This is a genomic window from Candidatus Gracilibacteria bacterium, from assembly GCA_041661045.1.
In the GTDB taxonomy this organism is placed as follows: domain Bacteria; phylum Patescibacteriota; class Gracilibacteria; order UBA1369; family 2-02-FULL-48-14; genus 2-02-FULL-48-14.
Genome location: JBAZVE010000001.1, coordinates 430,137 through 442,196 on the forward strand (window position 1 = coordinate 430,137; position 12,060 = coordinate 442,196).

The 12,060-nt window shown below is 50.2% G+C and carries 12 protein-coding genes; 5 read left to right on the forward strand and 7 right to left on the reverse strand.

Features of this window, described 5'->3' with window-relative positions:
- Window positions 1–50 precede the first annotated feature (50 nt).
- The 3 genes from WC777_01930 (at window position 51) to carB (ending at window position 5,767) form a co-directional block, all read left to right on the forward strand.
- Entirely contained in the window at window positions 51–395 is a 345-nt protein-coding gene (locus WC777_01930) for a YraN family protein (GenBank protein MFA6023953.1), read from the forward strand.
- A 17-nt stretch (window positions 396–412) separates the two neighbouring features.
- Window positions 413–2,311: a YifB family Mg chelatase-like AAA ATPase gene (locus WC777_01935; protein ID MFA6023954.1), complete on the forward strand. Its 1,899-nt coding sequence runs from the start codon at window positions 413–415 to the stop codon at window positions 2,309–2,311.
- A 249-nt stretch (window positions 2,312–2,560) separates the two neighbouring features.
- A complete protein-coding gene (carB, locus tag WC777_01940) occupies window positions 2,561–5,767 on the forward strand; it encodes a carbamoyl-phosphate synthase (glutamine-hydrolyzing) large subunit (GenBank protein ID MFA6023955.1) in 3,207 nt (1,068 codons plus the stop codon).
- On the opposite strand, the gene WC777_01945 is transcribed toward carB, so the two are convergent.
- Together WC777_01945 and WC777_01950 are read right to left on the reverse strand one after the other, a co-directional pair.
- The gene (locus tag WC777_01945; protein MFA6023956.1) at window positions 5,764–6,345 is read right to left on the reverse strand and encodes a hypothetical protein; all 582 of its coding nucleotides are present in this window, start codon (window positions 6,343–6,345) and stop codon (window positions 5,764–5,766) included. The two genes, carB and WC777_01945, sit on opposite strands and share 4 nt — an antisense overlap.
- Window positions 6,346–6,355: 10 nt before the next feature.
- Window positions 6,356–6,991 carry a hypothetical protein gene (locus tag WC777_01950; protein MFA6023957.1) on the reverse strand — a complete coding sequence of 212 codons (636 nt, stop codon included), beginning with the start codon at window positions 6,989–6,991 and terminating at the stop codon, window positions 6,356–6,358.
- Between the two features lie 376 nt (window positions 6,992–7,367).
- Here WC777_01950 and WC777_01955 point away from each other — a divergent pair, with 376 nt between their 5' ends.
- Window positions 7,368–8,132 carry a hypothetical protein gene (locus WC777_01955; GenBank protein ID MFA6023958.1) on the forward strand — a complete coding sequence of 255 codons (765 nt, stop codon included), beginning with the start codon at window positions 7,368–7,370 and terminating at the stop codon, window positions 8,130–8,132.
- Between the two features lie 67 nt (window positions 8,133–8,199).
- Here the strand turns inward: WC777_01955 and WC777_01960 are convergent, their stop codons facing one another.
- Window positions 8,200–8,925 carry an alanine--tRNA ligase-related protein gene (locus WC777_01960; protein ID MFA6023959.1) on the reverse strand — a complete coding sequence of 242 codons (726 nt, stop codon included), beginning with the start codon at window positions 8,923–8,925 and terminating at the stop codon, window positions 8,200–8,202.
- A 114-nt stretch (window positions 8,926–9,039) separates the two neighbouring features.
- Here WC777_01960 and WC777_01965 point away from each other — a divergent pair, with 114 nt between their 5' ends.
- A complete protein-coding gene (locus WC777_01965) occupies window positions 9,040–9,522 on the forward strand; it encodes a hypothetical protein (protein MFA6023960.1) in 483 nt (160 codons plus the stop codon).
- Here the strand turns inward: WC777_01965 and WC777_01970 are convergent.
- The 4 genes from WC777_01970 to WC777_01985 form a co-directional block, all read right to left on the reverse strand.
- Window positions 9,498–9,902: a type II toxin-antitoxin system VapC family toxin gene (locus WC777_01970; GenBank protein MFA6023961.1), complete on the reverse strand. Its 405-nt coding sequence runs from the start codon at window positions 9,900–9,902 to the stop codon at window positions 9,498–9,500. The two genes, WC777_01965 and WC777_01970, sit on opposite strands and share 25 nt — an antisense overlap.
- A complete protein-coding gene (locus tag WC777_01975; GenBank protein MFA6023962.1) occupies window positions 9,884–10,141 on the reverse strand; it encodes a hypothetical protein in 258 nt (85 codons plus the stop codon). Before WC777_01975 ends, WC777_01970 begins: the two co-directional genes overlap by 19 nt.
- Window positions 10,090–10,929: a hypothetical protein gene (locus tag WC777_01980; GenBank protein ID MFA6023963.1), complete on the reverse strand. Its 840-nt coding sequence runs from the start codon at window positions 10,927–10,929 to the stop codon at window positions 10,090–10,092. The genes WC777_01975 and WC777_01980 overlap by 52 nt, the downstream gene beginning before the upstream one ends.
- A 150-nt stretch (window positions 10,930–11,079) precedes the next feature.
- Complete coding sequence (locus tag WC777_01985; GenBank protein ID MFA6023964.1) at window positions 11,080–12,060, reverse strand: putative metal-binding motif-containing protein; 981 nt, start codon at window positions 12,058–12,060, stop codon at window positions 11,080–11,082.

Genomic DNA, 12,060 nt, shown 5'->3' on the forward strand with positions numbered 1-12,060 from the left:
TCCCAGTTTGTCATAAGTACCTTGATCGTGCAAGGGAGTAAAATGGGAATATGGAAAATTTTGGTTTGGAAATGGAAGAGCGGGCGGCGCGGTATCTGGAGACGGTGCGGGGTTGGCGTTTACTGGAGAAGAATGTGAGGTTTAGGGAGGGGGAGATCGATTTGATTATGGAGGCTTCCGGGGGGCTTCGATTTGTGGAAGTGAAGGCGCGGCGGAATGAAAAATTTGGGGGTGTTGTTGAAAGTGTAACAACGCGAAAAATTCAGCGGCTGAGGAAGGCGATTTACAGATGGCGGGAGCGGTCCGGAGACTGTCGATTTGGGCAGATTTATTTTGTGGGAATTTTGGTGAGCCCGCGGGGAGAGTTCACAATAGAGGAACATTTTATTGAATAGGCGCTGAGCGCGAAATTATGGCGGTCATTTTACCTTCTTATTGTTTGCAGGGGCTCACGGTTTTGCCGGTGAGTTTGGAGCTGAGCGTGAGCGCGGGCATGCCGATTTTTTCCATTATTGGAATGGCGGGGACGAGTGTGCAGGAGGCAAAAGATAGAGTGCGCGGCGCCTTGGTGAGCAGCGGATTTAAATTTCCGCTTACACGAAAAGTGGTGAACTTGGCGCCCGCAGATTTGGCGAAACAGGGGAGTCATTTTGATCTGCCCATGGCGCTGGGCTTTTTGGTGGAGAGCGAGCAGCTGCGGGCGCTGCCCGCCGGAGTGTGGACCCTGGGAGAACTGGGCTTGGATGGCTCGCTCCGCGGGGTGAGCGGCGTGCTCCCCGCCCTGCTTTTTGCTCAGCGGTGTGGCGCGACTGAGGTGATTGTGCCACGAGAGAATTTGAGGGAAGCCGCTCTGGTGAAAGGGCTACGGGTGCGGGGAGCGGAACACTTGCGGCAGGTGGTGGACTATTTTGAGGGGAAGGATTTGCCCATTTTTGAGGAGGGAGCGGTGGGGCTTTTGGATGGTGCGGGCTTTGGAGCCCGACTCGGCGGTGAGGAGGCCTTCCATTTGGATTTTTCTGATATTTCCGGGCACACCGCGGCCAAACGGGCGCTCTTGGTGGCGGCGGCAGGAGGTCATCACCTTGCCATGAACGGCCCTCCGGGCAGTGGAAAAAGCCTTTTGGGCGAAGCCTTTGCCTCCATTCTGCCGCCGCTCAAAGAGGGGGAACTTTTGGAGGTTTTGCAAATTCATTCCGTGGCGGGGCACAACCTTTCTCACTTGTCTTTGCGGCGACCTTTTCGTGCCGTGCACAGCCGAAGCACACGCTACGCCTTGCTCGGTGGCGGCGCCTCCTTGGCGCCGGGGGAGGTGAGCTTGGCGCATCACGGAGTTTTGTTTATGGATGAATTCCCGGAGTTTGATCGCGAGGTTTTGGAAGCTCTGCGAGAACCGCTGGAAGCTCGCGAACTGCACTTGCGTCACGGCAAGCGGAGCAGCGTCTACCCCTGCCAATTTCAACTCATCGCCACCATGAATCCTTGTCCTTGCGGTTACTATGGCGACCGTGAAAAGCCCTGCAGCTGCACGGCGGCGCGGGTGGCGCAGTACCAACGAAAACTTTCCGGTCCCTTGCTCGACCGCATTGATCTGAACATCGAGGTGCCACGCCTGCCTTACGAAGATTTTCGCCTGAGTGCGTTGGAAGACTCCGCAACATTATTGGGCAGAGTTGTGGACGCGCGCGAGCGGCAGCGAGCGCGCCTTGCCCACCACGGGATTGAATGCAATCAAGCCATGACCCCGCGCCTTTTAAAGGAGGAAAAACTGGACCTTAAAACGGAAGATCTGCTCAAGGTCGCTGCAACCCGCCATGCGCTTTCCGGGCGGGGTATTCATCGCGTGCTCAAAGTGGCCCGCACTCTTGCCGATTTGGATGGCAAAGACTGGATTGAAGTGGGCCACATGATGGAAGCCCTGCAATACCGCGTACGAACGGGCACTTGAAAGGGTGATACACTTGTGTTACACTTAACCTGATTATCCATGAATCAAACTCTTATGCCAACCTCAAAAAAACGCCTCAATTTGACTCTCCCTGAAGACTTGGGGGAGATGCTCGTTGGATTTGCCAAGCGAGATAATATGCCTGTAGCGCGCAAAGCCATTGAGCTTATCGAGACGGCGATTGAACTCGAGGAAGATGCCATCTGGGCACAAATTGCAGAGGAAAGGGATCAACCCGGCGTGAAGTATATTTCCCATGAAGACGCCTGGAAATGAAATACACTCTTGAATACCACCCGCATGTTGTCAGCGAAGATATCCCTCGACTTGGCTCTAATAAGACCCTCGTCGAAAAAATTATTCTAGCCAAACTCACTGAGCACCCTGAACATTTCGGCCAACCTTTAACGGGCGTTTTGAAAAATTACCGCAAACTACGCGTGAGCTCCTACAGAGTCATTTTTAGGGTGAACTCAAATATAGTGACTATAGAAAAAATCGGACATCGTTCCACCATCTATAAAGAAGCCATTAAACGGTTGATGAAGAACTTGTGATGGAGTCCTTTGCAATATCCGCTTGCGCTTCGGGCTCAAGCACGATACATTCACTCCGATGAGCCCCAAAAAAACCAAGCTCAATCTTCCCAAGAAAGTTCTGATCCTAGGGTCGGGCGCTCTGAAGATCGGTGAGGCGGGGGAGTTTGACTATAGCGGATCACAGGCCATTAAGGCTCTGAAAGAAGAGGGGATCCGGGTGATTTTGATCAATCCGAATATCGCGACTTATCAAACGAGTCGTGGCGTTGCGGATGAGGTTTATTTTTTGCCGATTACGCCTTATTTTGTGGAGAAAGTGATCGCCAAGGAAAAACCTGATGGTCTTTTGCTTTCGTTCGGTGGACAAACGGCGCTCAACTGTGGAGTGGCTTTGGAGGAAGCGGGTACGCTAAAAAAATATTCAGTGCAGGTTTTAGGGACTCCGGTCTCCTCCATCATCAAGACCGAAGACCGTGAGCTCTTCAATAAAGAACTTCAAAAAATTTCTGTGGCCGTGCCCCGGAGCGTGGCGTGTACCAATTTGTCTGCGACACTGACTGCGGCTCGTGAAATTGGATTCCCACTCCTCATTCGTGCGGCCTTTGCGCTCGGCGGAAAGGGAAGTGGCTTTGTGCATAATGAAGAAGAACTTATAGAAAAAGTGAATTCCGCTTTTGCGTATTCCCCACAAGTGCTGGTGGAAGAGAGTCTTAAAGGCTGGAAAGAGGTGGAATATGAAGTGGTGCGCGATGCTTATGACAACTGTATTACGGTGTGTAACATGGAGAACTTTGATCCGCTGGGAATTCACACCGGAGAAAGTATTGTGGTGGCCCCTTCACAAACACTGAACAATTCCGAGTATCACATGCTGCGAGAAATTGGAATCAAGGTGATCCGCCACCTCGGAATTGTGGGGGAATGCAATATTCAATATGCGTTGGATCCTGAATCCACTCGCTACCGAGTGATTGAAGTGAATGCACGCCTATCTCGATCTTCCGCGCTGGCTTCCAAGGCCACCGGCTACCCTTTGGCTTATGTCGCCGCCAAGCTTGGACTCGGCTACAGCTTGCCGGAACTTCGCAATGCCATTACCGGCGTCACCACCGCTTGTTTTGAGCCTTCCCTCGACTATATTGCCCTCAAAATTCCCCGTTGGGACCTGGATAAATTTCGAAAAGTTTCGCACCAAATTTCCAGTGAGATGAAATCGGTTGGAGAGATTATGGCGCTGGGGCGTAGTTTTGAAGAAGTCATGCAAAAAGGGCTCCGCATGCTGCAAATCGGTTTGATTGGACTTACGGAAAATGAACGGCTCAACCTCGATACCGAAAATCTGAAACAAGCCATCGCTCATCCCACGCCCAAACGGATCATTGCGATTGCGGAAGCGCTGCGAGACGGCTGGGAGATCAAAGAAATCACCAAACTTTCCGGCATTGATCCTTGGTTTTTGGGCAAACTCAAAAATATTGTGGACATGAGCACGCGATTGGAAAAAGAAGAGCTGACCGAGGATTTGCTCCGCAGCGCCAAACGGTACGGATTTTCCGACAAGCAGATCGCCATCGCTAAAGACATGGAGGAAATGGCGGTGCGAGCGGTGCGCAAAAAATTAAAGGTGGTTCCGTGCATTAAACAAATCGACACGCTGGCCGCCGAGTGGCCCGCCAAAACCAATTATTTGTACGCGACCTATCACGGTGAAAAAAATGATGTGTCGTTTGGAGGACGAAAAAAACGCGCGATCGTTTTGGGCAGCGGAGCGTACTGCATCGGATCCAGTGTGGAATTTGATTGGTGCAGCATCAATGCCATAAAAACCCTCAAAGCCAACGGCTACGAGACCATTATGATCAATTACAATCCGGAGACCGTTTCCACCGACTACGACATGTGTGACAAACTCTATTTTGATGAACTTTCCCTCGAACGGGTGCTCGATATTTACGAACTCGAAAATCCGGAGGGCGTGGTGGTTTCCACGGGTGGGCAAACGCCCAATAATTTGGTGATGAAACTTGACCAAGCCGGGGTGAAGATTTTTGGAACTTCCGCCCACAGCATTGATCAAGCGGAAAATCGTCACAAATTCTCTCAAATGTTGGATAAGTTGGAAGTGGATCAGCCCAAGTGGAAAGAGTTTGCCGATACGGAAAAGGCGATTGGTTTTGCCGAAAGCGTGGGTTATCCGGTTCTTGTGCGGCCTTCGTATGTGCTTTCCGGAGCGGCGATGGCCGTGGCGCAGAATGGTGAAAATCTTAAGGCTTACTTGGCCAAGGCCGTGCGCATTTCCAAAGAGGCTCCTGTGGTGATCACCAAATTTGAGCTGGGTGCTAAAGAAATTGAAGTGGATGCGGTGGCACAAAACGGCGAGATTATGATTTACGCCATTGCCGAACACACGGAAAATGCCGGCGTGCACAGTGGAGATGCGACCATTGTTTTGCCTCCGCAAAAACTCTACTTGGAAACCATCAAACGGATTCGAAACATCACCAAGAAAATCGCGAAGGCTTTGGAAATCAGCGGGCCGTTCAACATTCAATATTTGGCTGTGAACAATGATATTAAAGTGATCGAGTGCAACCTTCGTGCCAGCCGCAGTTTCCCTTTCAGCTCCAAAGTGACCGGTTACAACTTCATTGAAATCGCCACGGAGGCCATGCTTGGAATCGCCAAGAAAAAAGACTACAAAACGCTGGATCTGGACTTCGTTGGTGTTAAAGCTCCACAGTTTTCTTTCTCTCGCCTCAAGGGGGCGGATCCCGTGCTTGGAGTGGAAATGGCTTCCACCGGAGAGGTGGCGTGTTTTGGGGATGATCTGCATGAAGCCTTTTTCAAGGCCATGCTTTCCACCGGCTTTGAAGTCCCCCATAAAAATGTTCTGATTTCCATTGGAACGATTGAAGACAAGGCGGACTTTTTACCGGCCGCCCGCAAGTTGGCTTCCAAAGGGTTCTCCTTGTTCGCCACTCCCGGCACCGCAAAAGTCTTAGAGGATGGCGGCCTCAGTGCCACAGTGGTTCACAAAATGGACAGCGATCTGCACCCCAACTTCAGTGAACTGATCCGTAAAGACAAGGTGGACTGGGTCATCAATATTCCCCGTAACACCTCGCACGAAGAAATGACCGTGGGTTACACCATCCGCCGCTTCACCATCGACAACAACATCCCCCTCACCATCGACCTCAAAGTCGCCAAACTCATGGTGGACACGCTGGAACGCTACACCCTAGACGATTTGGCTATTGAGCCTTGGAGTCATTATGTTTAGTCTTCCGGGAATAAATTGGGGGCGAAGAGTCCCTGGAATGTCCATACGGCTTCCCTCAGTTCTGCTTCTTGATCTACACCTGGATAGAATTTGGCGTCTCGATTGGTGGAACAAACCATTAGTTGCCGTGGAGGTAAATCACAGATGACCTGAGTCGTGCCGCGAACAAAAGCGACTGATTTGCCTGTATTCTGCTGAATGGTATAGGCCGGGATCATCTCACTTGTTTCTGGATTGAGGTCGGCTCGCACCATTCGGCTTACTGAGTAAAAGCCGTCACGATCTTCGGGACTGGGGTTTACCACTTTAAGATTATAGATCGCCACTCCCTTGCCATCTTCCGTTGGTAGTTCGAAGGTAGTCCCGTCATCCTTATTTTGCAAATGAGCGCTTCTGTCCCTGAGAATATCAGCTTCTGTAATCAAAATGGAGACGATTGCTCCTATATCTTTTGCGTGGGCTACTAACTCTTCACTGCTAAGGGCAATGGGTTGCTCCTGGCGAGGCATGGCTTCCGCTTCTTGAGGTTGGGATGCTGCCAAGGCAAGGAGGAGTGGAGCAAAATCAAGTTTTCCCATGGAGTGTTTGTTAGAAGGTCTCACTCAATCACTTTTTGCCTTTTGGGTCAAATGAACGGCGGGTGAGGAGGAGTAAAAAGCGCTGTGTGCGGGGAGGAAATTGTTTTGCGAGTTCAAAAAGTTTTTCGAGGGAAAGGGGCTCCAAGTTGATGCGCCGTAAGTCCACGCTGTAACGGCCGAGGGAGTGTAAATAAAGCAGGTCAAGCAAGGCTTTTTCGGGTGTGGCGATGGTGAAGGTCATTGCGCCTTTTGCAAGGGTTTGAGTCGAAAAAAAGAGGTTTTTGGGAAGGTGATGGTATTTCCATGTGAGGTGGCCCACTTGTTTTTCGGTGCTGCGCTGAAAGCTCACGGCTTCGATGTGGTGGGCCACGCCGGGCAGCACGCCGTAATACGCCAGCGCGGTGGTGAAAGAAAGGTAGGTGTTTTCTTGAATGAGTCCGCTGAGCTCCAAAATATCTTCCCGTGAGAAATGTAAAAAAGCTTCTTTAAAGCAATAAAGATCTCTTTTGAGGCGGAGGAAAATTCCCTTTTTGGCGTAGCGGGCGCAAAGCACACGAGCGGAATCCGCCTGGATGCCGAGTTCATTTTGTACGGTTTTTGTGGAGAAAAACTTGGGGAGCCCCTTGGCCAATCGAAGAAAATGCATGAAAACATTATAACACATTATTAATTTCAAATATAGAAAGTTAACATTTTTATATCTTAAACACTTTTTCGTTTGCCTTTTGGTGAGGTAGGGGTGTATAATTTATATGTTGTTATTTTGGAACTGGCCGCTGAAAAGCGGTTTTTTTATCCCCCAAGCGGGCTCTCATGACCTTCAATAATTCACAACTCGTAAACCCTCGACCCCGAGCCTAGTCTCGAGGGAACTTTGTGTTTGCGTAAACCTTTCCCCGAGACGAAATCTCGGGTTTTTTTATGTTTATTTTCATTTTAAAGCCATGGGTCCGAAGACTACCCCGCAAGGGGTTCCTATCATCATGATTGTTTTGTGAATTTTATTCTTAAACTTTTAAAATATGAGGAATCTAAAAATTGGCTCCATTGGGGCGCAGGGCCACATGGGTAAAGCTTTCGGAAACCGTTTTAGAGAAATACAAAAGCAAGGGCTCTTGGAAGGCTGGGAACTGCATGAATCCACCGGCCACGATAATGTGAAGCTGGCACGCACTGTGGATCTTTTAGCCTTAATGGTTAGGCCCGACCGCGTGGTGGAGGCTCTTGCGGGCGTACAAGGAGCTACTCGCGAAGGGGCCGGCCTCCTCTCTTTTGCGGGAGCGGTGCCTTTGGACTTTTTGCAGTCTCGTTTCAATGGAGAGGTGGGGCGAGCCATGGCGGATCTCAACTTTGAACAAGCCATGCGCTGCGGGGGTGATGAGCGCATGAAAACTCTAATGGATGCGCTGAGCGAAGATGAGTGTTTGGAGACGGCGGATGAATTTGCCGTGGACCAACACACTACGCTGGTGGCCTGCAACCCGGGTATCAGCGCGTGGCATTTTTTGAAGAATGAGGCCCGAGCGGAGGCGTGGCTCAGGGCTCACAATGAACTCACTCATGAAATGCTGGGTGTGTCTCGGGATGCCATGCAACGGCTTCAAGCCAGAGTGCTGCGCGAAGGAAACTTTGCAGCGAAAATTAAGGAAGTGGCCACTAAGGGTGGCGTCACTGAAGCGATGGTGAACGCTTTGGAAGCGGCCCAGGGCGATGTGACTATTTGCGACCTATTTCAAGTGGGCATGGACAAAATTGCCGAGGCAGACGAGAAGTTCCAAGGCCACTAAGATTTCACCTTGTCGGCTGCAACCTGTGTGAGTTCCTCCACTTGCGCGGTTGCAGCGATGAGTTTTTTTATTCCACGGCGTAGGCCACACGAATATTGGCGCCTTCCTGTTTGATTTTGCGAATGGTCATGTGCCCAAGGTCGCCCATTTGATCCACATGCGTGCCGCCGCAAGGAACGCCGAAATCACCGTAATAAACAATGCGCAGGGGTTTGCCGGGACTCAACGAGGGCGGGACTTGAAAGCCACGGTTTTGAAGTTCCTCGGCAGACACAAATTCAATGCGCGTTGGAATGTTTTCTTGAATGATTTCATTGCAAGTTTTTTCAATTTCAGTGAGAAGTTCCTCTTTGTTCATTCCTTCCAAGCTACCCTCGTATTCAATATACGGTCCATCGGGGAAGTGGTAGCCTTTGCCCGGAATCCAATCGATGTTCAGCCGTTTGAGCGCCAGATCCACGACATGCCCGCCGGAGTGGAGGCGGCGATGCAGGGCACGGCGACTTGGCTCAATGTGAAGTGAAACGGCATCGCCTTCGGCAAAGCGTCCGGATGTGAAATGCCCGATGTGTTTGATGAGGCCATCCAAATAACGCACTTCGTCCACCTCAAATGAGGCGGCGGCGGAAGTGATGCTGCCTTTGTCGTAAGGTTGGCCGCCGCCTTGAGCGTAAAAAAGAGTTCGATCAAGAAAGACGATAGTCTTCCCTTCACTGTCCAGCACGGATTGGACCGTAGCTGTGCCTTCGGTGGCCGCCATGTCAGACATGTAAAGCAGTTCAGTGGGTTCCATAAGGAGTCGGTTTATGTGAACTTAATCATATTGTTTCTTGATTTGTTTGTGAAGCTAAGCTTAACGGTTGCAGCCCAATCGGGTGTATAGTGAACCCACTTGATCCCATCGCTTATGAAAACTCTTTTCACCTTTGGACTTGGTGCTTTACTTTTGTTTTTTCTCGCGGCTTGTTCGGCTGTCCCCGCACCCAGATCCACCGATTTTTCAGTACGACTCTCCTACACGGAAACCGAGGTCGGAGAGGATGGCCACTCCACCACGCGCCGTTTATTCATCGAAGACGATAAGTTCACCTACTCCTCCGGAGATTGGGAAGAATCCTTCATTTTAGTTGAAGATAAACTGCAGGCCATCACTTTGCTGATTCGGGAAAATGGCTTGATGGTGTCCCGCGAAGCCACGATTTCTTCCGGAAATCCGTTGAAGAGTTTTGATATTACTTGGGACTTTATTTTGCAAGGACAAAGCTCCATTGGGCATCTGATTGGAGAGCCTGGGGAAGCGGGGGAGGTGATGGGTGAAACGCCGCTGCCCGACGAGGGCGTCTTCGCGGTAGAAACGCTGTTTGACTACATAGAAGACGAAGTGCTGTAGCAAAGAAATCAGGCACGGATCAAGTTCACTTTGAGCCCTTTGATTTTCTTGAAATCCTTGTCCGCGGTGACCAGGGTGAGCCCCTCCACTTGCGCGGTCGCGGCGATAAGGAGATCTTTGAATTTGAGCTTGTACTGTTTTTGGAGTTTTACTGCCGCTTCGACGATTTCCAGACGAATATCCAAGGGTGCTGTCTCTTTCAACTTGCTTCTTATCTCCTTTTCCTCCGCTTCACTACGGGCTCCGACCAAGAACTCAAAATGTGAGATCACGCTTGTAAAAAAATACTCTCGATGAAGGCTGAGCAGAGTACTTGCAATACTTTCTCGCCCTTCAAAGAGATAAATGAGGATGTTCGTGTCTAAAATATATTCTTCCATCAGATGTAGTCAAAAAGATCGGCCTCCGGCCTTTTAATTCCCTTTATGGGATGTTTTTGAATGTCTTCCAACAGTCGCTCAAAAGGCGTTTTGGCTCGCTTCCGCTTCCTCAGTTTGATTTCGAGCATGTGATCTTCGTCCAATTTCACTTCAATCATGTCCACTTTCTTTTGAAGCAGTTTGTTCTTTAAAGCCTTGTAGTTGCGGAGCAATTCGCGATTGGTAATAACGAGGTTCATGCCCCCATGCTAGCATTTGTCTGACAAAAGTGTCAAACAAGTTGAGAGAGCACCGCGTCAAAACTGCTGTCCCAATTGACCAGCGTTTTCCCGGTCATATCGCCTTCGGCGAGACGGAATTTTGGTGTGGCCGATTCTGTTTGTGCAGCGAGATAAAACTTTTTCCCATTTTGAAGGGTGAGCTCGTAGGCCTCCAAACCCAGATGGGGGAGGCTTTTGTCCTCCAACATGAACCCAGCGATTTTCCCGAGCTTGAGTCCCTCGTCCAAATTGGCCCGAAGCGGTTTATCGCCTCGGCTGGAATCCACTTCTCTCATAAGAACCATTCTGGAACTCTCTGCTTTTTTTGTGACTGCAGGCGCCCCCGGGATATTGTCTTCCACTTCAAGGCTCGCGATTTGATAATTCGGAGTTCCGTTTTTCATTGTCTTCCGCATCAAGGTGACTTTGTTTCCAAAAATACTCAATTCGTCCCCAGGATTCAGCTGAGGATTTGCTTCGTGCAGCTTACGAATCAACTGCGCGGAAACCGCCAGACTGGCGGACAGGGCATCCTGATCGGAGTAGCCGCCCACTTCCTGATAATATCGTTTCACCAAAAACGAGAGCCCGCGGTCGCCTTTTTGAGGATCAAAACGCAAATGAGCCCTCCCCGTTTCCTGAGTGGGCAGTGCAAGTGGAACGCTTTTTTTACGAAGCATCTCAAGCTTTGTGGCCGCCTTTTCAATGGGATCTGCTGAAGTGAAAAGGCTGTTTTCTACGGCGTTCAGGTGCTCGGAAGAAGGCATGGTGGCGTGAATAAATCCTTTAATTATACAATATATGTGTTGTTTTGCCAAGGGCTTGCCGGTTCTTTCAACACTTTGGGTAAATCAAGGAGTTCGCAAAAACATATGTGCGCACGCACAGATTTTTCTTCGATCGTTGTTTATGCGAACTTATTGAACTTCACCCACTATGAGGGAAAGGTCTTCTCTAATAGCGCCAGTCCAGTACTTTAAATCTTCTGGAGAGATCCCGTCTCCCAGCCTTCGGTATACCCCTGTCTGGAGCTCGCGGTTGAGAGTGAGTTCCCTCTCGGTTTCAGGTCCAATGTTCCCTATGAAGACAAAGCCGTGTCTCTTATCTTCTTCGCTCAGAGCCCCTGCTCGTGCTTTGGCGGATTCAATGGCCTTATCCCAACTGTCATAAGGCCCATAATGATTGAAGAATCTGGAGCAGCTCTTGTCTTCTTTATCTGGGAACAGATCCGTACAGTCTGTACTTTGGAGTGCGGCCAAATATATGTCTTCTGTTTCTCTATAGTCGGGGTCCGCGAGCATTGCGGCGTAGTCTTCCGCTGCTTGGAGCCAAACTGCGACTTGTCCTTTTTCTTCGGGAGAATAGGCCTTAAGATGGGCTTCAACATGGGGCCTTGCCCAAGCCCAGAGCTCTTCCTGTTTCTCGCGATCATGCCCCACTCCACCTTTTGCAAGTCCGTAGGATATACCGACTCCCGGGCCTTTGATTGAAAGATCTTGCCCCTTTGTGAAGTCTTCGCGCCGGGTGCTATCTAGAACTGCTGTGACCATTTCATGCCACTCCACTGAATCGGGAGTGAGGATGGTTTTTCCCCCACTATTTGTCTTTACTCGTGGCTTGTCCACCTTCGGAGCTGGCATGAAGTCCTTTACGCCGTCGCAATCGTCGTCTTTCCCATTGGGGTCGATATCTGCTTGGGAAGGGTTGATCAATGGATCGGCATCATTACAGTCCCCCGGCTGTTTTGCGAGCCGCCCCGTATGCTTTCTCACTTCACCTACTGTTTCTATTCTGTCTCCAGTCCCATATCCATCCTGATCTGCGTCTAAATAAAAATTGCCTCCAGCGGCTTTAGTTTCATCAGTATCTGAGCAGGCGGGCCCGGACAGTGTTGCCAT